Source organism: Massilia polaris, assembly GCF_012927275.1.
GTDB lineage: Bacteria > Pseudomonadota > Gammaproteobacteria > Burkholderiales > Burkholderiaceae_D > Telluria_A > Telluria_A polaris.
This window is the reverse complement of the sequence record NZ_JABBGG010000011.1, coordinates 1-23,512: the sequence shown is the minus strand read 5'-3', so window position 1 is coordinate 23,512 and position 23,512 is coordinate 1. Positions and strand designations below refer to the sequence as shown.

22 protein-coding genes and 2 pseudogenes are annotated in these 23,512 nt (G+C 63.1%); 17 read left to right on the top strand and 7 right to left on the bottom strand.

What is annotated here, in order from left to right; genetic code table 11:
- Positions 1-14 precede the first annotated feature (14 nt).
- Positions 15-533, bottom strand: a complete 519-nt coding sequence (locus tag HHL21_RS17570) for a hypothetical protein (RefSeq protein ID WP_229496554.1) — start codon at positions 531-533, stop codon at positions 15-17.
- A 189-nt stretch (positions 534-722) separates the two neighbouring features.
- On the opposite strand from HHL21_RS17570, the gene HHL21_RS17565 reads away from it, so the two are divergent.
- From HHL21_RS17565 to HHL21_RS17545, 5 genes are all read left to right on the top strand, one after another.
- The gene (locus HHL21_RS17565; protein WP_169468271.1) at positions 723-1,010 is read left to right on the top strand and encodes a DUF1294 domain-containing protein; all 288 of its coding nucleotides are present in this window, start codon (positions 723-725) and stop codon (positions 1,008-1,010) included.
- Between the two features lie 33 nt (positions 1,011-1,043).
- Positions 1,044-1,799 (top strand): glycerophosphodiester phosphodiesterase, encoded by a 756-nt coding sequence (ugpQ, locus tag HHL21_RS17560; protein ID WP_169468269.1) that lies wholly within the window; start codon positions 1,044-1,046, stop codon positions 1,797-1,799.
- A 53-nt stretch (positions 1,800-1,852) separates the two neighbouring features.
- On the top strand, positions 1,853-4,462 hold the full coding sequence (gene alaS / locus HHL21_RS17555) for an alanine--tRNA ligase (protein ID WP_169468267.1): 2,610 nt from the start codon (positions 1,853-1,855) through the stop codon (positions 4,460-4,462).
- Positions 4,463-4,636: 174 nt separating this feature from the next.
- Positions 4,637-4,894 (top strand): sulfurtransferase TusA family protein, encoded by a 258-nt coding sequence (locus tag HHL21_RS17550; RefSeq protein ID WP_229496570.1) that lies wholly within the window; start codon positions 4,637-4,639, stop codon positions 4,892-4,894.
- A 253-nt stretch (positions 4,895-5,147) separates the two neighbouring features.
- Positions 5,148-6,818 carry a hypothetical protein gene (locus HHL21_RS17545; protein ID WP_169468265.1) on the top strand — a complete coding sequence of 557 codons (1,671 nt, stop codon included), beginning with the start codon at positions 5,148-5,150 and terminating at the stop codon, positions 6,816-6,818.
- Between the two features lie 69 nt (positions 6,819-6,887).
- Here HHL21_RS17545 and HHL21_RS22210 read toward each other — a convergent pair whose 3' ends face one another.
- Positions 6,888-7,304: a type II toxin-antitoxin system PemK/MazF family toxin gene (locus tag HHL21_RS22210; RefSeq protein WP_169468264.1), complete on the bottom strand. Its 417-nt coding sequence runs from the start codon at positions 7,302-7,304 to the stop codon at positions 6,888-6,890.
- 4 nt (positions 7,305-7,308) lie between these two features.
- A complete protein-coding gene (locus HHL21_RS17535) occupies positions 7,309-7,593 on the bottom strand; it encodes a hypothetical protein (protein ID WP_169468262.1) in 285 nt (94 codons plus the stop codon).
- A gap of 271 nt (positions 7,594-7,864) precedes the next feature.
- Here HHL21_RS17535 and HHL21_RS17530 point away from each other — a divergent pair, with 271 nt between their 5' ends.
- The 3 genes from HHL21_RS17530 to HHL21_RS17520 are packed head-to-tail and all read left to right on the top strand — an operon-like array spanning position 7,865 to position 11,454.
- Entirely contained in the window at positions 7,865-8,614 is a 750-nt protein-coding gene (locus HHL21_RS17530; protein ID WP_169468260.1) for an electron transfer flavoprotein subunit beta/FixA family protein, read from the top strand.
- 56 nt (positions 8,615-8,670) lie between these two features.
- Complete coding sequence (locus tag HHL21_RS17525) at positions 8,671-9,603, top strand: electron transfer flavoprotein subunit alpha/FixB family protein (RefSeq protein WP_169468258.1); 933 nt, start codon at positions 8,671-8,673, stop codon at positions 9,601-9,603.
- A 60-nt stretch (positions 9,604-9,663) separates the two neighbouring features.
- Positions 9,664-11,454 (top strand): acyl-CoA dehydrogenase, encoded by a 1,791-nt coding sequence (locus HHL21_RS17520; RefSeq protein ID WP_169468256.1) that lies wholly within the window; start codon positions 9,664-9,666, stop codon positions 11,452-11,454.
- 43 nt (positions 11,455-11,497) lie between these two features.
- Here HHL21_RS17520 and HHL21_RS22205 read toward each other — a convergent pair.
- Both HHL21_RS22205 and HHL21_RS22200 read right to left on the bottom strand, forming a co-directional pair.
- Positions 11,498-12,736: pseudogene (locus HHL21_RS22205) on the bottom strand (DUF4214 domain-containing protein); the annotation flags it as partial.
- Between the two features lie 348 nt (positions 12,737-13,084).
- Positions 13,085-13,933, bottom strand: a pseudogene (locus HHL21_RS22200) (FG-GAP repeat domain-containing protein); the annotation flags it as partial.
- Between the two features lie 205 nt (positions 13,934-14,138).
- Between HHL21_RS22200 and HHL21_RS17510 the strand changes: the two are divergent.
- The gene (locus HHL21_RS17510) at positions 14,139-16,115 is read left to right on the top strand and encodes a hypothetical protein (protein ID WP_169468252.1); all 1,977 of its coding nucleotides are present in this window, start codon (positions 14,139-14,141) and stop codon (positions 16,113-16,115) included.
- A gap of 17 nt (positions 16,116-16,132) precedes the next feature.
- Here the strand turns inward: HHL21_RS17510 and HHL21_RS17505 are convergent, their stop codons facing one another.
- Entirely contained in the window at positions 16,133-16,594 is a 462-nt protein-coding gene (locus HHL21_RS17505; protein WP_229496552.1) for an NINE protein, read from the bottom strand.
- Between the two features lie 276 nt (positions 16,595-16,870).
- Here HHL21_RS17505 and rpsP point away from each other — a divergent pair, with 276 nt between their 5' ends.
- The 8 genes from rpsP (at position 16,871) to HHL21_RS17465 (ending at position 22,195) form a co-directional block, all read left to right on the top strand.
- A complete protein-coding gene (gene rpsP / locus HHL21_RS17500) occupies positions 16,871-17,119 on the top strand; it encodes a 30S ribosomal protein S16 (RefSeq protein ID WP_169468251.1) in 249 nt (82 codons plus the stop codon).
- 36 nt (positions 17,120-17,155) lie between these two features.
- Positions 17,156-17,683: a ribosome maturation factor RimM gene (gene rimM, locus HHL21_RS17495; protein WP_370659755.1), complete on the top strand. Its 528-nt coding sequence runs from the start codon at positions 17,156-17,158 to the stop codon at positions 17,681-17,683.
- A gap of 23 nt (positions 17,684-17,706) precedes the next feature.
- Positions 17,707-18,468 (top strand): tRNA (guanosine(37)-N1)-methyltransferase TrmD, encoded by a 762-nt coding sequence (gene trmD, locus HHL21_RS17490; RefSeq protein ID WP_169468247.1) that lies wholly within the window; start codon positions 17,707-17,709, stop codon positions 18,466-18,468.
- 92 nt (positions 18,469-18,560) lie between these two features.
- Entirely contained in the window at positions 18,561-18,944 is a 384-nt protein-coding gene (gene rplS, locus HHL21_RS17485; protein ID WP_169468246.1) for a 50S ribosomal protein L19, read from the top strand.
- A gap of 67 nt (positions 18,945-19,011) precedes the next feature.
- Entirely contained in the window at positions 19,012-19,683 is a 672-nt protein-coding gene (locus HHL21_RS17480; RefSeq protein WP_169468244.1) for a CoA pyrophosphatase, read from the top strand.
- 85 nt (positions 19,684-19,768) lie between these two features.
- Entirely contained in the window at positions 19,769-20,728 is a 960-nt protein-coding gene (locus HHL21_RS17475) for a CobD/CbiB family protein (protein WP_169468242.1), read from the top strand.
- A 152-nt stretch (positions 20,729-20,880) separates the two neighbouring features.
- Positions 20,881-21,225 (top strand): DUF3579 domain-containing protein, encoded by a 345-nt coding sequence (locus HHL21_RS17470; protein ID WP_169468241.1) that lies wholly within the window; start codon positions 20,881-20,883, stop codon positions 21,223-21,225.
- A 184-nt stretch (positions 21,226-21,409) separates the two neighbouring features.
- Complete coding sequence (locus HHL21_RS17465) at positions 21,410-22,195, top strand: SDR family oxidoreductase (RefSeq protein WP_169468239.1); 786 nt, start codon at positions 21,410-21,412, stop codon at positions 22,193-22,195.
- 13 nt (positions 22,196-22,208) lie between these two features.
- On the opposite strand, the gene HHL21_RS17460 is transcribed toward HHL21_RS17465, so the two are convergent.
- Positions 22,209-23,279, bottom strand: a complete 1,071-nt coding sequence (locus tag HHL21_RS17460) for a flavodoxin family protein (RefSeq protein ID WP_169468234.1) — start codon at positions 23,277-23,279, stop codon at positions 22,209-22,211.
- Positions 23,280-23,512: the final 233 nt, after the last annotated feature.

The following is a 23,512-nucleotide window of genomic DNA, read 5'->3' as shown; positions in this document are numbered from 1 at the left end:
CCTGTTTTTAAAGTTTAACGACGCATGCCCTGTGCTACCTGGCCCAGCACGATGGCGAGCGCAGCGCCGCCGATAGCTTTTACCAAGGTTGGGTTTTCCGCGTAGAAGTCGCCCATGCGGTCGACGATGCCCGGGTTTTCGTTCTCGGCCTTGGCCGCGATTTCCTGTACCTGCTCAGGCGTCATTTTTGCTGCCTGTTCAGGCGTAACATGGGGCTGGGCGTTGTTGTTGCCGCCGCCGAACAGATTGCCCAGCGCCCCGCCGGCGATCGAGCTCAGCAGTCCAGGACCGAGGCCGCCGATCAGCTGGTTGAGCGTGCCTGCGCGCTGGTTGGGATCGCTCTGTCCGAACATCTGGCCGACCATCTGCGGGAACGGTGGCGTCTGGTCGGAACGCAATGCCGCGCTGACGCCCTGGGCAACTTGTGCGCGTGGCGCCGCATTCGCTACCTGGTCGAAATCGTCTGCCGCGCGGTCGGTGTTGGCGTTGGCGCCCGTGTACTGCTGAAGCAGATTCGCTAAATCGAAACCCATATCGACCTCCACTAATTGATGGAAAAAATAACAGGCACTCCGGTGCTCAACAAGCCCGTGAATGCCAGTCTGTCGAGCGTAGGGTGTTACCGGCCGCGTCTCTGTTCGGCACTTCACGCTCGAACACGATAATTGGACAGCAACACCGGGAGGCCGTAAGCTTTGTATTTCCTAAAGAAAAGAGTCGTTATGATTGACCAGGCAGTTCCATCGCTGGCAGCGTTCTACGTTTGCGCGAGTCTCGTGTGTTTCGCCGCATATGCGCTTGATAAACGTGCGGCCCGGACCGGGCGTCGCCGCACGCCCGAGCGAACACTGCTTTTGCTCGGCCTTGCGGGCGGCTGGCCTGGAGCCCTCGTGGCGCAGCGTTGGCTGAGGCATAAATCATCCAAGCGCGCATTTCAGATAAGGTTTTGGTTCACAGTAATTCTTCATTTCGCCCTGGCGGCCAGCCTCATCATGACCGCGCGGATGTGATAGTGTTTTGGAATTCCTGACCCGGATTTCACTATGTGGCCTTATCCCAAGGTTGTAGCCCATCGCGGCGGCGGCAAGCTGGCGCCCGAAAACACGCTGGCCGGCCTGCATTGCGGCATCGAACATGGCTTCCATGCGGTCGAATTCGATGTGATGCTGGCGCGCGACGGTGTGCCGGTCGTCATGCATGATCCTTTCCTCGGACGCACCATTCCCGGTTCCGGCAAGGTGTCCGACTACGACGCCGTCGAACTGGTGGCGATGGACGCCGGCAATTGGTTCGCGCCGCGCTTCATGGGCGAGCCGGTGCCGCTGTACACCCAGTTCGCCGACGCCTGCCGTGCCGGCGGGGTCTGGATGAATGTCGAGATCAAGCCGGCGCCGGGCTTCGAGGCGGAGACCGGCAGGGTGGTGGCGACGCTGACCCAGGCCATGTTCGGCCTTCAGATCGCCGCCGACGACCCGCTGCAGGTGCCGCTGTTTTCGTCGTTCAGCACGCTGGCGTTGGCCGCGGCGCAGCTGGCCGCGCCCGATATTCCGCGCGCGCTGCTGGTGAACGACCCGCCGGCCGGTTGGCTGGAACAGGCCAAAACCCTGGGCGCCGTTGCCATCCACGCCAACCACCAAAAGCTCACGCGCCAGTTCGCGCGCCAGGTCAAACAGGCCGGGTTCGGGTTGTTTTGCTATACGGTCAACGACCCGCTGCGGGCGCGCGAGCTGCTCGGCTGGGGCGTCGATGCGCTTTGCACCGACCGGATCGATATCATCGGGGCCGATTTCGCAGGCTGACCTACGCTATAATCGTTTTTTTATAGCATGCTGCCCGAACTCGCCCACACAACATGAAATCATCCGAAATCCGCGACAAATTCCTCAAGTTCTTTGAATCCAAGGGCCACACGATTGTCCGTTCGAGCCCGCTCGTTCCGGGCAACGATCCGACCATGTTGCTGACCAATAGCGGCATGGTGCAGTTCAAGGATGTCTTCACCGGCGCCGACACCCGCCCGTATTCGCGCGCCACCTCGGTGCAGCGCTGCGTGCGCGCCGGCGGCAAGCACAACGACCTGGAAAACGTCGGCTACACCGCGCGCCACCACACCTTCTTCGAAATGCTGGGTAACTTCAGCTTCGGCGACTACTTCAAGCGCGACGCGATCCAGTACGCGTGGGAGCTGCTGACCAAGGTCTACATGCTGCCGGCCGATAAGCTGACCGTCACCGTCTACATGGAAGACGACGAAGCCTTCGACATCTGGGAAAAAGAAATCGGCGTCCCGCGCGAGCGCATCATCCGCATCGGCGACAACAAGGGCGCGCGCTACGCGTCGGATAATTTCTGGCAGATGGCCGACACCGGCCCGTGCGGCCCGTGCACCGAGATCTTCTACGACCACGGCGCCGACATCGCCGGCGGCCCGCCAGGCTCGCCTGACGAAGACGGCGACCGCTTCATCGAAATCTGGAACCTGGTGTTCATGCAGTTCAACCGCGACGAAGCGGGCGTGATGCACAAGCTGCCGAAGCCTTGCGTCGATACCGGCATGGGCATGGAACGCCTGGCCGCCGTGCTCCAGCACGTGCACAGCAACTACGAGATCGACCTGTTCCAGGCCCTGATCAAGGCGGCCGCGCGCGAGACCGGCGTCACCGACCTCGAAAGCAAATCGCTGCGCGTGATCGCGGACCACATCCGCGCCGCCTCGTTCCTGATCGTCGACGGCGTGATCCCGAGCAGCGAAGGCCACGGCTACGTCCTGCGCCGCATCATCCGACGCGCACTGCGCTACGGCCATAAGCTGGGCCAGACCAAGCCGTTCTTCTACAAGCTGGTCGCCGACCTGTCGAACGAGATGGGCACCGCGTATCCGGAACTGGCCGAGGCAAAAGAGCGCGTCGCACAGGTACTGAAAGCGGAAGAAGAGCGCTTTGGCGAGACGCTGGAAAACGGCATGAAGATCCTCGAAGCGCAGCTGGCCAAGGATGCGCAGAAGCTGGACGGCGCCACCGCCTTCACGCTGTACGACACCTACGGCTTCCCGCTCGACCTGACCGCCGACATCTGCCGCGAACGCGGCATCCTGCTTGATGAAGAAGGCTTCACCGCGGCGATGGAGCAGCAAAAGAAAACCGCACGCGCAGCCGGCAAGTTCAAGATGGCGGCCGGCGTCGAGTACAGCGGCGAGAAGAGCAAGTTCGTCGGCTACGACAAGCTGGCGCATGATTCGAAAGTGATCGCGCTGTATGCCGAAGGCGTGCAGGTGCAGGAACTGGCCGCCGGCCAGCAGGGCATCGTGGTGCTCGACACCACGCCGTTCTACGCCGAGTCGGGCGGCCAGGTGGGCGACCAGGGCGCGATTTTGGGCGCGGCCGGCCAGTTCGACGTCGAAGACACGCTCAAGATCCAGGCCGACGTACCGGGCCACCACGGCGTGCTGAAGTCGGGCGTGCTGAAGGTGGGCGAATCGGTCGCGGCGAATGTCGATGAAGCCAAGCGCGCACGCACCATCCGCAACCACTCGGCCACGCACCTGATGCACAAGGCGCTGCGCGAAGTTCTGGGCGGCCATGTGGCGCAGAAGGGTTCGCTGGTAGACGCTGAAAAGACCCGTTTCGACTTCAGCCACAACGCACCTTTGACCGCGGACGAAATCGCGCGCGTCGAAGTGATCGTTAACCGCGAAATCCTCGAGAACCATCCGACCCAGGCCCACCTGATGTCGTTCGACGACGCGGTCAAGCACGGCGCGATGGCGCTGTTCGGCGAGAAGTACGGCGACGAAGTGCGCGTGCTCGATATCGGCTCGTCGAAAGAGCTGTGCGGCGGCGTCCACGTCACCCGCACCGGCGACATCGGTTTCTTCAAGATCATCGGCGAAAGCGGCGTCGCAGCCGGCATCCGCCGCGTTGAGGCGGTGACTGGCGAAGGCGCGCTGGCGCTGGTGCAGTCGATGAACCGCCGCCTGCTGGAAGCTGCGGGCGCGCTCAAGACCAGCCCTGATGAACTGACTGCGCGTATCGGCCAGGTGCAGGACCAGGTCAAGTCGCTGGAAAAGGAACTGGCTGCGGTCAAGTCGAAGATGGCGGCAGGGCAGGGCGACGAGCTGGTCTCCAGGGCAGTCGACGTCAACGGCATCAAGGTGCTGGCGGCGACGCTGGACGGCGCCGACGTCACAGCGCTGCGCGAAACGATGGACAAGCTGAAGGACAAGCTGAAGACGGCCGCCATCGTGCTGGCCAGCGTCACCGACGGCAAGGTCAGCCTGATCGCCGGCGTGACCGCTGACGCGACCTCGAAGGTCAAGGCGGGCGAGCTGGTGAATTTTGTGGCCCAGCAAGTGGGCGGCAAGGGCGGTGGACGTCCTGACATGGCGCAGGCCGGCGGCACCGATCCAAGCGGCCTGCCAGCAGCATTGGCGGGCGTCGCGGAATGGGTGGGCCAGCGCGCTTAAGCGCATGCCTGCGCAACCGGGCCCGGCACTGCCGGGCCCATCCTCTACATGTTCAATACGTCAACTGTCGTTGTGATAACACAACAACCAAGATAAATATTGGTGCGGTGCGTCATGATCTGGAAATAGGAGTAGTATGCGGTTGAGTGACCTATTAAACCCTGCACAGCAATGATGAGCGACACCCTACTCGACAGCGAGATCATGGAATATCACAAAGAACTCGACGCACGAGGCTTGAACTGCCCTTTGCCGATTTTGAAGGCGAAGAAGGCGTTGGCTGAGATGGCGACTGGCGAAGTGCTGCGAATCATCGCGACCGACTCCGGCTCCGTGCGTGACTTCCAGGCCTTTGCCAAGCAAACTGGCAATGCCCTCGTATCGCACACCCAGAACGGCCACGAATTCGTTTTCCTGATGCGCCGTAAGTAATATCCTCACGTGGTGCGGGCGTCCGCTCGCACCATCCCGGTCTCTTCCCGACTTTTCCGAACCTTGCCGCGCCCAGTGCGCGCCGGCGGGTGTCCGCACGTCCGTACTTTTGCGGCGCAGCGGTAAAAAGTTATCTCGGTGGGAAGTGTGAGATGTGGCAAAATTGCCAATCTAAGCAAATCCTCACCTCATTCACACACCGGGCTACGTCATGCGCAAACTCCTTCGCTCCAAACTCCCGCAGCGGCTATGCATGACCGCGTTATCGCTGTCGGTGATCGGCGCCTGCACGATCCTGCCCCTGACCGTGGACACCAGAGCCACCGCGCCGATGCTGGACGGCTTCGGCGAGGCCACGCTGGCGCCCTCGCACGGCAGCGACGCGGCGCGCCGCCTGTTCGCGCAGGGCATGGCGCAAGCGTATGCGTTCAACCGCCCGGAGGCGATCCGCGCGTTCAAGGCCGCGCTCGCGCAGGACCCGGAGTGCGGCATGTGCGCATGGGGCGTGGCGGTGCAGATGGGCCCCAACATCAACAACCCGAAACGCGGCGACCTGACCGAAGCGGCCAAATACGCCGACTACGCGCTCAAGCACAGCAAAGGCGTGTCCGAACGCGACCTGGCGCTGATCGAGTCGCTCGCCGTCCGGTATGGCCGCAGTGCCGGCCGCCCGCTTGCGCTGCCGTACGCGGAAGTGTGCCGCTCGCCGTCAGGATCGTCCGAGCCGGCCGACCCGCTTGACGTCGCGTACGCCGGCTACATGCAGCAGCTGGCGGCACGCTATCCGGCCGACCCGGATGTGCTCACGCATTATGCGGAAGCGGAAATGGTCGCCACCAGCGGCGACTGGTGGGACGACAAGACCGGCAAGCCGCTGGGGCGGATTGGCGAAGTGGCCAACATGGTTGAAGCAGGCCTGGCCAAATATCCCCGACACGTCGGGCTGAACCATTACATGATCCACGTGGTTGACGCGGTGCCGGTCGCCGCGCGTGCCGTTGCCTCTGCCGAGCGCCTGGGCGCGCTGGCGCCGAAGTCGCCGCACCTGCTGCACATGCCATCGCACACTTACGCTCACGTTGGCCGCTACGCCGACGCGACGCGCGTCAACCAGCTTGCGGTGGCGGCGGACGAGACGATGTTCGCTGAGCTGAAGAAGCAGAACTTCTCGGTCAGCATGGACTGGCGCGGCCACAATTCGCATTTCCAGTGGTACGCGTCGTTGATGGAAGGGCGGGGCGACCTGGCGCTTGAAACAGCGCGCGGCGCGGCGGGCCGCAGCAAGGGTGACCACGAATATGGCGAGTATGTGCGCAGCCTTCCGGTGCTGACCTTGTTGCACCTGCAGCGTTGGGATGCGCTGGTGAAGGAGCCGGTGCCGACCGGCGGCAAGGGGTTGGCGACGGTGCTGGGCGAAATGTCACGCGGTATCGCGCTGGCCCGTACCGGGCAGCATGCCGATGCGCGCGCCGCGCTTGAGAAGCTCAAGCCAAAGGCCAAAATGCTGGCCGCAAAGTCCACGGGCAAGGACTACATGGCGAAGATGATTCGTGCCTTCGTAGCCAGCTCGGAGGCGCAGTTGGGCGCCGAAATCGCTTTGGCGGAACAGCGCACGGATGACGCCCTTGCGCTGCAGGCGAAGGCGATGGAAGCGGCAGCCCTCATTGACAGCGCCGAACCGCCAATGCTGGCCAACGGCCCGCGCCAGCGATTGGGCGGCATGCAATTGAAGGCGAAGCGCTTCGCTGCCGCGGAACAGACCTTCCGCGAGGGACTAGCGCTACATCCGGGTAATGGTTGGGCGTTGAATGGCTTGGAGAAGGCGCTGGCGGGGCAGGGCAAGACTGCTGACGGGCAGGGCGTGCTGCGCGACCTGGCAAAGAGCTGGGCGCTCGCGGACAGCCAGGTGCGCTCAGCACAATAATCGTCATTTCTTCCGTCCGGGAGTAGCGCTTTGATGGGGAAACGCCGGCTAGGCGGCGCTGATGTGGGCTTATCGCTTAATTGTTTTTAACGCCGCGTGCATGGCTGCAAAGCAGCTAGGGTGGAGAGTGCCCATCTTCGGAGGTGGCGCGTTCGTAGCTCGTCCAGGAGCAGGCCCGAACCAGACACTGTCAAAGGGGAGTTGGACGATCTGGCTGAGGTCGAACTTTGTCCGATACGCGAGGCCGCTGGTTGCGAAGCCAGCGTCTGACGGATCAAGCGCAATTTCGGATGGATAAAGCTGATCGGTTTTTTGAGTGGTGCCATAGACGACCGCAACTTCATGTGTTGCTGGCGAAACGCGAACGACCAGGGCGGGACGCTTTTTGGCCCCTCGGATTCCCACGATTTCAGGAAATGCACACCACACAATGTCCCCCGCCACAGGGAGTGGCACAAATTTCCTTCCCTGTCGCCGTGACACCATGCGGTTAGAAAATTCTATCCGTGAAACTCTCGTCCGGCGTACTTGTGGCGGAACTACCTTCCCGGATGGCACGCAATTGGTCGTCCATCAGCGGCCCGTCATCTTTTTCGTAGCTTGGCAAGTAGCGATCCGCCATCTGCTTCAGTGCAAGATGAACTAGCTCATCCTTGCTCAATCCGGTTATCTGGACCAGTTTCTCCACAGTCACTTCGCTAACAAGATTTGTTGTGTCGCGAGCGCTGAAGCGGACAAGAAATCCTGATGACGTTCGTTCCGTCGTATTCTTCATAATTGCCTCGTAGCTGAGCTAACTGGTTTCTTGGCGCGACTCTAATCTCGCAGTGTATCTTCATTGTATATCTGGTCCGATTGCGATGCTTCAACGTCGGTCGCTGTCCACGAAGGATATAAGCGATGGCCAATGAATGACGATTTAGACAAATCCCTCTACCCAGAAATCGCACGATCGTGCTTTAATTCTGTCCTGTCGAGGTTTTTCTCTTATAATCTAGGCCACTTTAGTCAAATACCGAATTTCTAATTTCCCAAAAGGCACCCCCATGAAAGTCCTGGTACCCGTCAAACGCGTGGTCGACTACAACGTCAAAGTGCGCGTGAAATCCGACGGCAGCGGCGTCGATATCGCCAATGTCAAAATGTCGATGAATCCATTCGACGAGATCGCGCTGGAAGAAGCGATGCGCCTGAAGGAAGCGGGCAAGGTCACCGAAGTGGTCGCGGTATCGTGCGGCGTCACCCAGTGCCAGGAAACCCTGCGCACCGGCATGGCGATCGGCGCCGATCGCGGCATCCTGGTCGAGACCAGCGCCGAACTCGAGCCGCTGGCGGTCGCCAAGCTGCTCAAGGCGCTGGCCGACAAGGAACAGCCGCAGCTGATCATCCTCGGCAAGCAGGCCATCGACGACGACTCCAACCAGACCGGCCAGATGCTGGCAGCCCTGCTGGGCTGGCCGCAGGCGACGTTCGCGTCCAAGGTTGTGCTGGAAGACGGCAAGGTCACCGTGACCCGCGAAGTGGACGGCGGCCTGGAAACCCTGGCGCTGACCCTGCCTGCGATCATCACCACCGACCTGCGCCTGAACGAGCCGCGTTATGTGACGCTGCCAAACATCATGAAGGCCAAGAAGAAGCCGCTCGACATCGTCAAGCCGGAAGACCTGGGCGTCGATGTCGCTGCGCGCCTGAAGACCCTGAAGGTCGTCGAGCCAGCCAAGCGTTCGGCCGGCGTCAAGGTGCCTGACGTGGCGACCCTGGTTGCCAAGCTGCGCACCGAAGCCAAAGTTATCTGATCGCGGCCTGGCCATTCGCGGCCCGGCCGTCCTCACACAAAAAATTAGGAACAATCATGGTCGCACTAGTTATTGCTGAACACGACAACGCCTCCCTCAAGGGAAGCACCCACCACACCATCACCGCTGCTGCGCAGTGCGGCGGCGACGTGCACATCCTGGTCGCTGGTTCGAACTGCGGCGCAGCAGCGGCTGAAGCCGCGCAGATCGCCGGCGTATCGAAGGTGCTGGTGGCTGACGCCGCCCACTTCGCCGATGGCCTGGCCGAAAACGTCGCCGAGCAGGTGCTGGCGCTGGCGTCATCGTACTCGCACATCCTGGCCCCGGCTACCGCCTACGGCAAGAACATCCTGCCACGCGTCGCTGCGAAGCTGGACGTCGCGCAGGTTTCCGAAATCACCAAGGTCGATTCGCCAGACACCTTCGAGCGTCCGATCTACGCCGGTAACGCGATCGCCACCGTGCAGTCGACCGACAAGGTCAAGGTCATCACCGTGCGCACCACCGGCTTCGATTCGGCTGCCGCTACCGGCGGTTCGGCTGCGACCGAAAGCGTGACGGCAGTTGGCGATTCGGGCAAGTCGAGCTTTGTCGGCCGCGAAGTGGCCAAGTCGGACCGTCCGGAACTGACCGCGGCGAAGATCATTGTTTCGGGTGGCCGCGGCATGGGTTCGGCCGACAACTTCAAACTGCTCGAGCCGCTGGCCGACAAGCTGGGCGCGGCAATGGGCGCATCGCGCGCCGCGGTTGACGCGGGCTACGTGCCGAACGACTGGCAGGTTGGCCAGACCGGCAAGATCGTCGCGCCGTCGCTGTACATCGCTGTCGGTATCTCGGGCGCGATCCAGCACCTGGCCGGCATGAAGGACTCGAAGACCATCGTCGCGATCAACAAGGATCCGGAAGCGCCGATTTTCTCGGTGGCTGATTACGGCATCGTTGGCGACCTGTTCGAGATCGTACCGGCACTGGTCAAAGAACTCGGTTAAGAATCCAGGAACGTGATCCAACCGTAGGGCCAATTGCAAGCGCATAACTAGGAGATCAAGGTGAGCTACAACGCGCCACTGAAAGACATGCTGTTCGTGATGAACGAACTGGCTGGAATGTCGACCATCAGCCAGCTGCCAGGCTGCGAAGACGCTACCGCCGACACGGTTGAAGCGGTACTGGAAGAGAATGCGAAATTCTGCGGCGGCGTGATCGCCCCGCTGAACCAGCCGAGCGACGAGGAGCCGAGCTTCTGGCGCGACGGCGAGGTAACGACCTCCAGGGGCTTCAAGGAAGCCTTCAAGAGCTTCGGCGAAGCTGGCTGGCAGGGTTTGCAGCATCCGGTCGAATTCGGCGGCCAGGGCCTGCCGAAGCTGGTGGCGACGCCTTGCATCGAAATGCTGCACGCAGCGTCGCTGTCGTTCGCACTGTGCCCGATGCTGTCCGACGGCGCCATCGAGGCGCTGCTGACCGCCGGTACCGACGAACAGAAGGCCACCTACCTCGAGCCGCTCATTGCCGGCAAGTGGACCGGCACCATGAACCTCACCGAACCGCAGGCGGGCTCCGACCTGGCCGCCGTGCGCACCCGCGCCGAGCCGCAGGGCGATGGCACCTACAAGATTTTCGGCACCAAGATCTTCATCACCTACGGTGAACACGACATGGCCGAGAACATCATCCACCTGGTACTGGCGCGCACGCCGGATGCGCCGCCGGGCGTGAAGGGCATCTCGCTGTTCGTCGTGCCGAAGTTCATGGTCAACGCCGACGGCTCGGTCGGCGCGCGCAACGATGCGCACTGCGTCTCGATCGAACACAAGCTGGGCATCAAGGCCAGCCCGACCGCGGTGCTGCAGTTCGGCGACCACGGCGGCGCCATCGGCACGCTGGTGGGCGAAGAGAACCGCGGCCTCGAGTACATGTTCATCATGATGAACGCGGCGCGCTTCGGCGTCGGCATGCAGGGCATCGCCGTGGCCGACCGCGCCTACCAGCAGGCCGCGGCCTTCGCCAAGGACCGCGTGCAATCGCGCGACCTGGCCGGTTCCGCGGGCCCTGTCGCGATCATCAACCATCCGGACGTGCGCCGCATGCTGATGTCGATGCGTTCGCAGGTCGAGGCAGCGCGCGCGCTGGCGTACGTCGGCGCGAGCATCAGCGACGTCGCGCACTTCCATGCCGATGCGGAGACGCGCAAGGCCAACCTGGCGGTGTACGAATACCTGGTCCCTATCATCAAGGGCTGGTCGACCGAGATGTCCGAAACGGTCACCCGCGACGGCGTCCAGGTCCACGGCGGCATGGGCTTCATCGAAGAGACGGGCGCGGCGCAGCACTACCGCGATTCAAAGATCCTGTCGATCTACGAAGGCACCACCGCGATCCAGGCCAACGACCTGGTTGGCCGCAAGACGGTGCGCGATGGCGGCGCCGTGGCCAAGGGCCTGATCGCGCAAGTGCGCGCGACGGAAAGCGCGCTGCGTGAAAGCGGCAACGCCGATTTCGCGGCGATCGCGCGCCAGCTGGCGGACGGCAGCCGTGCGCTCGACGAAGTGGTCGACTACACGGTGGCGAACATCAAGGGCGACGTCAAGGGTGTGTTCTCGGGCAGCGTGCTGTACCTGAAGCTGGCCGGCATCGTGCTGGGTGGCTGGCAGATGGGACGCGCCGCGCTGGCGGCCCAGCGCAAGCTGGAAGAGGGCGCGGGCGATGCGCAGTTCTACAAGGCGAAGATCGCGACCGCGCGCTTCTTTGCCGACCATATCCTGTCGCAGGCATCGGGCTTGCGTACGGCGATCGTGGAAGGCAGCGCCGGTGTGCTGGCGCTGGAAGTCGAGCAGTTCTAAGCAGTAGTGGCGGATGGGGCCGTGGCCCCGTCCGCCTGTTCAATCAGCCTGCGTAAGGCACGTAGGCAAACCCGTTGCCGATAATGCTGGCCAGCGCAGCCTGGTTCTCGCCGCTCTCGCTGATGGCCGCGAGCACTTCCGCCTTTGGCGCGCCCACTTTGACCACGCCGACCCAGTAATCGTAGCCTGCCGCATCCGGCTTGCGGTGCAGGACGTTGGTGTACAGTTTCTCGACAAAAGCTTCGGCGGTCGGATTGCTGCCGCCGTACAGGTCCGCAAACTCCTTGCTGCCGACGAATCCTCCGGCCACATCGGCCAGGCTGGCGCCGGAATCCATTTGCTTCATCCAGTAGCTCAGTCCGGCCGCATCCGGCACCCGGTCGAATGCTGCCTGGTAAATCCGGTAGGTCTGGCCGCCGCTGCCATTGATATCCAGCGCAACGTGGGTGTCGGCAAACTTGATCCGCTCCACATTGGCCAGCGCGTCGACGCCGTCCGGGCCGCTTACCGAAAAGCCGGTGGCGGTCTTGGCCACCGTGTAGCCGGCGCGGTTGCCGGTGAAGATTACGGTGTCGAGACCGGCGCCGGCATCGACGGTGTCGTTGCCCTTGCCGCTGTAGACTGTTTCGGCTGCGGCGCCGCCGTTCACCTTGTCGCCGCGGTCGCTGGCGCGATAGACGCCGGAGGCCGGAATCGCCGCGGCGCCGGTGTTGAACAGCACCGAGTAGCCTGTGCGTCCGGACTCGACCAGGTCGATCTTGCCGTCGCCATCGACATCGGCGGCCACGATGTGCGTGCCTTGCGCGCCTTCCCAGCCCAGCTTGAAGTTGCCGTGTCCGTCGTTCATGAACACTTTTGACGTGGCCGATGCGGTGCCGTCCGCCACGATGTCGTGGTGGCCGTCGCCGTTGACGTCGACCGCATGCGCCGACAGGTACCAGTTGGCGACGCCAGGTGTGCCGGTCGCCGTGCTCTGGGGCAGGCGCGCCTGGGTCTCGTCGTGGAACCGGCCGTTACCGTCGTTGACCAGCAGTTGCAGGTACGGCGTGGTGTAGAACTCGCTGTGGGTGCCGCCGTTGGTCATCGAGAGCACCAGGTCGGGCAGGGCGTCGCCGTTCAGGTTGATCGTCTCGATGCCGATGACGATCTCCTTGTTCAGGGCGCTGCGCGGCAGGTTGATCGGGGTCGACGACGCGAAGCTGCCGCGCCCGTCGTTGAGCAGGACCTGGCTCGGGAACGGACTTGGATCCCAGGTGCCGAGCACCATGTCGTCGTAGCCGTCGCCGTTCAGGTCGCGCAGCATCGACCAGGTGTTGCCGGCATTGAAGGTGGCGCTGGTCATAGACGCCGGCAGCAGGTTGTGCGACACGGTGAAGCGGCCGGTGCCGTCGTTGACCAGCAACTGGTTGGCGTTGCCGGTACGTTCGTTAAGCGCATTGACGAAGATGTCGATGTGGCCATCTTTGTTGATATCGCCGAGGGAAGTGCCGTGATTCTGAAGCAGCGCCTGCGGCAGCGTCGATGTTGCGCTGGTGATGTGACCGGTAGCGCGCGACGACAGGTACAGCGAATTCTGGCCGCCCGGGAAGGGCGGTGCATCGTAGCCGAAATCGGGTGCGAAGATATCGGTGACGCCGTCCTTGTTGAAGTCGGCGGCGAAAATGCGCGGCACGTAGTTCACTTTTGGAATGGCGCCGAACACCGCGGCGCTGCCGTCGGTGAAATTGCCGGCGCCATCGCCCAGCAGAATTTGCAGCGGTTCGGCGGTGAGGCCGAGGTCGGCGTTGGTGCGAACGGCGAGGATGTCGGCCTTGCCGTCGCCGTTGAAGTCGCCGGTACGGAGCTGCTGCACCTTCCCCATCTCGCTGCCTGCCAGGAACTGCTTGCTGCGCAGGAAACCGGTGCTGTCATCGAACATGTCGCGGCTGAAATCTCGCGAATCCGATTCCGAGCCGGTAAATGAGATCACCGCGACACCGGTGGCGGTGCTGGTCCCGTTATCGCCGTTCGCCAGGTGCTTCTTCAGCGTGAAGGTGTCGCTGGCCTTGTCGTAGCTGACCGTGACTTCGCTCGACTTGATATTGTAAAAAATAACCGTATCGTTGCCGCCGCCGCCGATGACCTTGTCGTTGCCGCGGCTAAGCCAGAATTCTTCGCTGGCCGCGCCGCCGGTGATCTCGTCGCTATGGTTCGAATCCTGGATGATGCGGATGCCGACCAGTTGGTCGGTGGTGCCGTAGCCGTCCTGCGCGATGCCGGTCGCCAGGTTGATCTTGACGCCGGCCGGCGACCGCCAGTAGGCCACGCCGACATACGCGCCGGTGCCGGTCAGCGTATCGTTGCCCGCTTCACCGATCAGGTTGCCGCTACTGGCCGTGATGGTGTCATCGCCGGCGCCGCCGAAAATACTGCTGCCGTCGGCAATGCCCAGCGCCTTCTGGTCGATCGTGTCATTGCCGCTGGTGCCGTTGTAGTCCATGGGCGCTTCCTGTGTCAAAAATCATATGGACGTATTAGATGATTGTTGTTCAGTAAAGTCAATTTCCTCACGTCACTTGTTGCGACCCTGTAACAGGTTGAGCGGAAATGTTGGCTGCTCGCTTCTTGCCTCCGCAGTGAAAAATTCGCGTCTATAATCGGTGGCGTTCCCAGCCGTAGCTGGCCTCGCCTGAACTGGACCGCTTGTGACCCGTTTTCCTTTCGTTCGTCATGCCCCCATCCGCTTTGCCATCTTCCTGCTGAGTACCGTGCTGCTGTCGGCCTGCGGCGGTGGCGGCGGCAACGCTTCTACCCCAGCGGCGCCCGCGCCGGCGCCGGTACCAGCGCCGGTTCCGGTTCCGCCTGTCGGCGACTGCACGGTGCAGGTGGTGGCCGATGCCACGGTCGAGACTGGCAAGACGGCCGGCGCCAGCGTGCTCGCCTGCGGCAGCGGCGTCATGGGGGAGGTCAGCTGGACCCAGGTCAGCGGACCGGCGGTGACCCTGCTGTCCGCGCAAAGCCCGACCGTATCGTTCGACAGCGCGGACGCCGGCGTCGTCAAGCTGCGCGCCGACGTGCGCCTGGCCAGCGGCGTCGCCGAATCCGTCACGGCCGACATCACGGTCGCGCCGCGCGCGGCAGGCAGTTTCGTCACGGTCCGCACCGATCACTCGGTGCGCCCGGGAACCGATACGTCGCTGCGGGCCTGGCCCGTGCTGGCGGCCGGCGACAGCGTGTCGCGCATCGTCTGGATCCAGGTGTCCGGTCCGACAGTGGAAATGAACACGGCCGACGAACGCGTGCTGATGTTCCGCGCCCCAACGGTGGGATCCGACACGGCGCTCAAGTTCCGCGCGACCATGACCACCAGCACCGGGCGCGAGGATGCCGACGACGTGATCATCGCCATCGAGCGCCAGACGCTGGCCGCCGACTCGCTGTTCGACATGACCGCGCGCGTGCATCCCTACCGCACCGCCGCGCGCTACGCCAGCGCGCTCGGGCGCTGCACCTACGACGTCGCCCTGTACTACACCGACTCCATCCGCAATAACTTCTGCACGGCCGCCACCTTGCCATTGCTGCAGGAAGAGGCCGGGCCGGGCGTGATCCCGAGCGTGGCGCAGGTCATGGGCCGGGTGCTGGTGTCGCACGATTTCCTCGGCGCCAATTTCGAGCAGTTCCTGCTGACCCAGGATCCGCACGGCGACTTCCGCCGCATGCTGGCCGGTACTACGGCCATCGTGCTGGGTTCGCATGTGCGCCCGAGTTTCTACATGTCGGCCACCGGCGCCATCTACCTCGACGCCAACAACCTGTGGCTGACCGCCGCCCAGCGCGATGTCGTCACCGAAGTGCCCGATTACCGGCTCGCCTTCGACGACGAGCTGAACTACAGCGCCTTCGGCCGCCAGGTCAAGGACAACGACTATGCGCGCCGCGCCTTCCCGGCAACCGAGCGCGCCACCCGTTCGGCCGATGAGCTGGTGAGCGTGCTGGGCCGCCTGCTGTACCACGAGCTGGCGCACGCCGCCGACTTCTTCACGCCTGCGCACCGCGCGCTGAATCCGTCGCTGTCGATCTGGGGCAACGTGGTCGGGCGGATCAGCGCCGAAACGCTGGTGTCGGACACCTTGTCCACGAGCTATCCGCTGACTTCGGTGGACATGGCGGGCCTGGGGCAGGTGTTGTTCCAGGGTCTCAAGGCAAGCGAGCAGCAGAAAGCGTACAGCGCCGCCGATGTCGGCCGTTTCTTCGGCGCGGACCTGGCCAACGACGATTACGCGTATTCGAGCACCCGCGAGGACCTGGCGATGCTGTTCGAAGAGTTCATGATGAGCTACCGGCACGGCATCCGCTACGACATCGCGTTCACCAATGTGTATAGCGACGGAACCCCGAGCGGGCAGGTGCTGGTGGCGTGGGGACAGCGCGGACGGATCGCCGAGGCGGCCATCAAGCCGCGCATCAAGCTGGTGCTGGCGCAGGTGGCGCCGTGGATCGACCCGGCCGTGGTGGACAGCCTGCCGGCGCCGCAGATGATGCGGGTGGGGCAGAGCTGGGATGCGAACCTGGTACTGGCCAGCCCGACAGCCTTCTCGGGCATCTCGGCGCGCCGGATGGTGTCGGAAGAGGAAGCGGCTGAACGCCTGCGCGACGACTCCCGCAAGCCGCGCGATTAACTGCTTGGCGCTACGGCTTAGCCGTAGGCGCCGCCGGTGTACAGCAGGTCGAACACGCGCGCGATGGTGCCGATCAGGGTGACCGAACCGATGATCATGGTCGTCACCAGCAGCACCGCCAGGATCCAGCGCGATTGCGAAGCCTGGCCGGAGCCAGCATTGAACTGCGCGTCGAATTTTTCATCGGCCGTCACGCCCAACACCAGCGCCTCAATGAAGGCGACGATATACGAGATGGTGATCGGCAGCAGCTTGAAAAAGCCGTCCGCCTCAGGCGCCAGTCCGTACACCATGCCCGCGATCGGCAGGCTGCACAGGTGCATCAGGCCGAGCTTGTCGAGCGGCCCGCGCAGGTAGAAGCGGTGTACGCCGAGGCCGCCAAGGATGACGGCGAGGAAGGTAGCGAAGGTCTTGTTCTTGTGCGGCGTTGACATGGACTTGGCAATCTTGAAATCGGGAAAGGTGAAAGTATCGGTCATATTGCGATCGCCCGCCAGCGTCCATTCTTTGGGGTCAGGTCTGGCATTCGGACACGAACTCAAGCGCCTGACGCTTGAGTTCGTGTCCGAATGCCAGACCTGACCCCAACCAACATCGGCCCGGCTGCCGGTACAGGTGGCGGTCCAGCCCAAAATCAGGGATAATGCTCAATTGGCCCGAACTGCGCGCCTGTTGTCATTAACGCTTGCTGCTGTGCGGCATTGCGCGCTATAATTGTCGGCTTTTTCCGCCCAGCACAACTTTTTGGAATTATTATGGTCGTTATTCGTTTAGCTCGTGGAGGCGCCAAGAAGCGCCCGTTCTTCAACATCGTTGCTACGGACTCGCGTAATCGCCGCGATGGCCGCTTCATCGAGCGTATCGGTTTCTACAACCCGATGGCATCGGGTCAGGAAGTTAGCCTGCGCATCACCGCAGACCGCCTGGCTTACTGGCAAGGCGTTGGCGCACAACTGTCGCCAACCGTTGCTCGCCTGGTTGCTAGCCAGCCTGCAGTAGCTTAAGTCGTACCTGTTTTGAGCAGTTCGGCAGCACCCGGGGTGCAAGTCCCCGACGACCTGACCCAGGTCGGCTACGTTTCCGGCGCCTTTGGCGTCACCGGTTCGATTCGGGTCACCCCGTTCTCCGAGGATGCGGATGCGCTGCTGAGCATCAAAACCTGGTGGGTGGATAAGCCCAGCCTGCGTTCCGTCGATGTGCGGACCGCGAAAATGCACGGCGGCGACGTCGTGGTCCAGTTGGTCGGAACCATCGGGCGGGATGCTGCGGAGGCGCTCAAGGGCGCCGCTGTGTCGGTCTCGCGCGCTGAATTCCCCGAACTGCCGGCCGATGAATTCTACTGGACTGACCTGATCGGTCTTGATGTCGTTAACCTGCAGGGTGAAAACCTCGGCACGGTGAGCGACCTGATGCACAACGGCGCGCAGTCGATACTGCGCGTGGCGCCGGTGGAAACCGGTTCCGAAGAAAAGGCGCCTGAGCGCCTGATTCCGTTTGTGGACCACTTCGTCAAGATAGTCGACCAGGAAGCCAAAAAAATTACTGTTGACTGGGGCCTCGATTATTAAGGCCCGGTCGAAGCGAGAGCCCGATGCAGTTTGACGTCGTGAGCTTGTTTCCCGAGATGTTTGCCGCGTTGACGCAGTCGGGTGTGACCCGGCGCGGACACGAGCAGCAGCGCTGGGGCCTGACGATCTGGAATCCGCGCGATTTCACCACCGACAGGCACCGCACCGTGGACGACCGCCCGTATGGCGGCGGTCCCGGCATGGTGATGCTGGCCAAACCCCTGGAAGCGGCGATCGCGGCAGCCAAACAACGGCAAACCGAGCTCGGATTGCCAACCCCGCGGGTGGTGTTCCTGTCGCCGCAAGGCAAGCAGCTGACCCATGAAAAGGTCATGCAGCTGAAGGACGAAGCGGGACTGGTGCTGCTGTGCGGCCGCTACGAAGGCGTCGACCAGCGCCTGCTGGACCGTTGCGTCGACGAGGAAATCAGCCTCGGCGACTTCGTGCTGTCGGGCGGCGAATTGCCGGCGATGGTGCTGATGGACGCGGTAGTGCGGCAATTGCCTGGTGTGCTGGGCGACGATGCCTCGGCAATCGAAGACAGCTTCGTCAACGGACTGCTCGATTCGCCCCATTACACGCGGCCGGAAGCGTACGAAGGTGTCGAGGTGCCGCCGGTGCTGATGGGCGGCAACCACGCAGAGATCGTAAAATGGCGGCGCCAGCGCATGCTGGAAGCCACCCTGAACAAGCGGCCCGACCTGCTTGGCAAGGCGCGCAGCGCCGGCCTGCTGACCAAAGCCGATGAAAAGTTTTTGGCGGGTTTGGAAAAACCCGTGTTGTAGCAGCACCAAACCTCGGGCATGTCGCCCATGGTTTAAACCCCATCCTCTACTGGGCCCCAGGTGCCAGCACGATGGTTATTGGAGTTATAAAAATGAACTTGATTCAACAACTTGAGCAAGAAGAAATTGCCCGTATCGGCAAGACTATTCCTGACTTCGCACCAGGCGATACCGTCATCGTCAACGTCAACGTCGTCGAAGGCACCCGCAAGCGCGCCCAGGCATACGAAGGCGTCGTGATCTCCCGTCGTAACCGTGGCCTGAACTCGAACTTCATCGTTCGCAAGATCTCGTCCGGCGAAGGCGTCGAGCGTACGTTCCAGCTGTATTCCCCGCTGATCGCTTCGATCGAAGTCAAGCGTCGTGGTGATGTTCGCCGCGCCAAGCTGTACTACCTGCGTGAGCGTTCGGGTAAATCGGCACGTATCAAAGAGAAACTGCCAAACCGTCGCGCTAGCTCGGCTGCTCCTAAGTAATATCGACAGCTGCACTAGAGAAAAGGCATCCCTCACAGGATGCCTTTTTTTCATCTATAGTCCGGGAATGCCTTTGCCAAAATTTTCCTTCGATCCCCAATCGCTGCCGGTCGACGCGATCGCCGGAGAAGCCGCGCTGGACCACGAGCGCATGCTGGAGGACTGGCTGCGCCAGCGCTTCGCCGCGCCGCCCCACTGGCACCCTGAAACCGCCGACGAATCGCTGGCCGCGCGCCGCGACATGACCGCCGCCTCGGTGCTGGTGCCGCTGGTGCAGCGCCCTGATGGCCTGAACCTGCTGCTGACGCGCCGCACCGACCACCTGAGCGCCCACGCGGGCCAGATCAGCTTTCCCGGCGGGCGCGCCGAGCCCGAGGACGACTCGGCCGTCGACACCGCGCTGCGCGAGACCGAGGAAGAAATCGGGCTGGCGCGCAGCCATATCGACGTCATCGGCCTGCTGCCCGATTACGTGACGGGAAGCGGCTACCGGGTCACGCCGGTGGTTGGGCTGGTCCATCCGCCGTTCGAGCTGACGCCGGACCCCAACGAGGTGGCCGACGTGTTCGAAGTCCCGCTTGCGTTCCTGATGGACGGCATGAACCACCAGCGCCTGTCGGTCGAAATGCCCGAAGGGGCAGGGCGGCGCCACTTCTACGCGATGCCCTATGGCCAGCACTTCATCTGGGGCGCCACCGCCGGCATGCTGCGCAACCTGTTCCACTTGCTGCGCGCCTAATTCGGCAATAAGTTTGATTCCGGCACTGCTCTGCGCTATCGTAGCGGGCAATGCTGTATTGCTTCATATCAAAAAAGGACGTTTGATGACATTTCTCTCCATTCTTTGCGCGCTCCTGATCGAGCAACTCAAGCCTTTGCGCGCAGATAATATGATTTATGCGGAGATCAAAAGCTTCGCGATGCGTATCGAACACTGGTTCAATGCCGGCGACGCCACCCATGGCCGCCTTGGCTGGATTTTGATGATGGCGGCGCTGATGGTGCCGACGGCCGCCATCTACTGGACCCTGATGCATTACGAGCTGGTCTTCGCCGCGTTCGCCTGGAACGTGCTGATCGTCTACCTGACCCTCGGCTTCCGCCACTACAGCCACTACTTCACCTCGATCCAGCTGGCCCTCAATTCGGGCGACGAAGCCACCGCGCGCAGCCTGCTGGCCGAATGGGCGCGCATCGACACGGTCGGCATGGAAACGCCTGAAATCATCCGCATCGCGGTCGAAAAGTCCCTGATCACCACCCACCGCAACGTGTTCGGGGTGTTTTTCTGGTTCCTGATGCCGCTCGGCCCTGCCGGCGCGGTCATGTACCGCGTCTCGGAATACCTGGCGCGCGCCTGGAACGAGCCTGAGCACATGCGCAATGAAGCATTCGGGCAGTTCGCCGCCAAGGCGTTCTACTGGATCGACTGGGCGCCGGTGCGCCTGACGGCGGTGGCGTTCGCGGTGGTCGGCAACTTCGAGGACGCGATCTACGCGTGGCGCAACTTCGCCCACCGCTGGGCCGACGAAGCGCGCGGCATCATCCTGTCCGCCGGCGGCGGCGCCATGGGCGTCCGCCTCGGCACCCCGAACGAGAATGCGGCCAAGGTGCTGCCGCCCGACGCCGCCCTGGTCGACGTCAGCGACAGCGAGGACGATATCCTGCCGGGCGAAGAGCCGAACCTGCGCGCGCTACAGAGCACCGTGGGACTGGTCTGGCGCGCCCTGTTATTATGGATGATGCTGCTTTTGCTGGCGTCCAGCGCAGCCTGGCTCGGCTAAGCGGCTACGGCGGGCAGGGCCGCTGTGCCCCGCTTGCCACAGCGAAATCGCGGCATCAACTCTTCTATAAGATATAATACTGCCGTTCGGTTCCAAACCCGGCGAACGCGCGCCGGGGATCATCCACGCAGCATTCATGTTCCAGCCGCCCTATGGCCGAGTTACCGCAAACCAGGAAAGACCTCGCTGACGAGTTCTTCATTCTTGGCCTGACCAGCGATGGCAGGCAGTTCCGGCCCAGCGACTGGGCCGAGCGGCTGTGCGGCGTCATGTCCTGCTTCCAGCCGGAAGGCGCCAAGGGCGGCCGCCATGCCCACCTCAAATATTCCCCGTACGTCCGGCCAACCGTGCTCAACGGTGTGAAGGCGGTCGTGGTCAACAACGACCTGAAGAAGCTCGACGCGCTCGCCTATCACTTCGTTGTCAATTTCGCCAAGGACAACGACCTGCAAATCGTCGACGCCTGCATCCTGCCCGAACCTGGCGAAAAGGCGTAGCGAATTCCTGGCCGGGACCGTCCACGGGCTGCTCGCAACTCGCATCAGCTCGCACCACCATGCACACGAAAAGCCCGCCAGGCATTTGGAATTATTGTAGGGATGGATACATATTTGGGGGCTATGGTATGATGTTTCCTTGGGGCATCTTACGCTGCCCGTGTTCATAGCAACGGAGAATTAGATGGCAGGAAGCAGCAGGGGTGAGGGAATTTCGTTCGCGGGCAAGGTTGTCCTGGTGACAGGCGCCGCTGGCGGCATTGGCAGGGCCGCTGCGCTCGCATTCGGGCGCGCGGGCGCCTGCGTCGTCGTAGCCGACACCTCGGTCGATGGCGGCCATGCGACCGCCGCGATGATTGTCGAAGCGGGCGGCAAGGCCTTGTTCGTATCCTGCAACGTCACGCGCGACGCCGAAGTCGAAGCGCTGATCGACAAGACCGTGGCTTACTACGGCCGCCTCGACTGCGCGTTTAACAACGCCGGCATCGAAGAAGAATACCTGCCGCTGGCCGAAGCCGACGAAGCCCTGTACGACCGTATCATGGGCGTCAACGTCAAGGGCACCTGGCTGTGCATGAAGTACGAAATCCGCCAGATGCTCAAGCAGGAGGGCGGCGGCGTCATCGTCAACACGGCATCGGTTGCCGGGCTGGCTGGCGCGCCGACGCAGGCGATCTACGCCGCCAGCAAGCACGCGGTGGTCGGCATGACCAAGACCGCGGCGGTCGAGTACGGCCGCGCCGGCATCCGCATCAACAGCGTTTGCCCGGGCCTGATCGACACGCCGATGCTGGCGCGCGCGCTCAAGCGCGAACCGGCCCGCGAGGAAAAGCTCAAGGACGCCAATCCGATCGGCCGCCTGGGCCAGGCTGGCGACATCGCCGAAGCGGCGATGTGGCTGTGCTCCGGCCACGCGTCGTTCATCACCGGCCACCAGCTGGCCGTCGACGGCGGCCTGACCGCCATCTGATTTTCGGGCGCGCCTATTTCGGGCGCGGCTCCTTCAAGCTGCGGTCCGGCTGCGACAGCCGGCCGGACCGCAATTCTCCGACCGCATGCGCCACGGCGCGCGCGACATTGCGCACTTCCTCCTGCACATTGGTATCGCGGTCGAGCACCTCGTGGCTTTCCGCATACGACTCGAAATAGCCGACGTAACGGTCGAGCCGCGCCATGCTTCCAGCATCGGCCAGCCCCATCCAGTCCAGCCAGTCCGACAGGCCGCGCCGCGTGCCTTCGATGCCGGCGACGTCGCCATGCACGACCACGCCGTAGACCCGTCCGGCGAGGTGCTTCGGATAATTCCAGCCCGCCAGCTCGATTTCCTTGGCCAGCTCGGGCTTCTTGCCGTGGGTCGAGGTCGGGTCGGGGTTGCCGCCGTCGGCGCACACCAGCCGGTCGATCATCAGCTTGAGCACCGACGGCATGCTGTACCAGTACACCGGCGTCAGGATGACGATCGCGTGCGCCGACACCCACTTCTCGTAGATATCGGCCATCCAGTCGTTGGTCTGGCGCTCGCCATGGTTCGGATAGCAGCTGCACGGCCAGTGGCACAGCGGCATCGCGGTCGACACGCAGCCCTTGCACGGGTGGATGTGGCGGTCGTAGTCCGAGGTCAGCAGGCTCAGGTCGAGCAGGTCGGTCTGCATGCCGGCGGCGTCGAGCACGTCCTGCGCCAGCTTCGTCATGCGGAAGGTCTTCGAGATTTCGCCCGGGCAGGTGCCGTCGTTGCGGGCGGAACCGTTGATCAGCAGCACGCGCGAGGGCGAGGCCGCATCTTTCTGGCGCTTCTCGGCCTCGATCAGGCGGTCGCGGGTGGCGCGCCATTCCACCGACAGGTCGTAGTCGGGATCGGCAAAACCGGGTCCGGCCTTGGCGGTGACGGGCGTTTTGCGGCCCTTCTGGTAATTGTCCCAGGCGATTTCTTCGATGGCGGCAAGTTCGGTGCCGACGGCGTCGAAGGCGGGATCCATGAATGAGCGGTGGAACACCAGGTGGAATTCATCGCGCTTCAGTGTGGCGGGTGCTTGACCCTTGCGTACCGTAACCATGGCGTGCTCCCGTCGGTGATAGCCGATTATGCGGGAGAGTTGCCGCCGCCAATGTTCGGTGGCGAACACGAGCGGACGATGGGCGAAAAAAAGCCTGGCAGAAGCCTAATGCCGTTCAGTTAAGACTGAACGGCATTTTTATTTTGCTGTTGTAAACGCCGGGCATCGCTGTTAACCTTCGTCGCGATGCTCGACGATACCCTTCACTTCCTGGCCAACCATCTCGAGTCTCC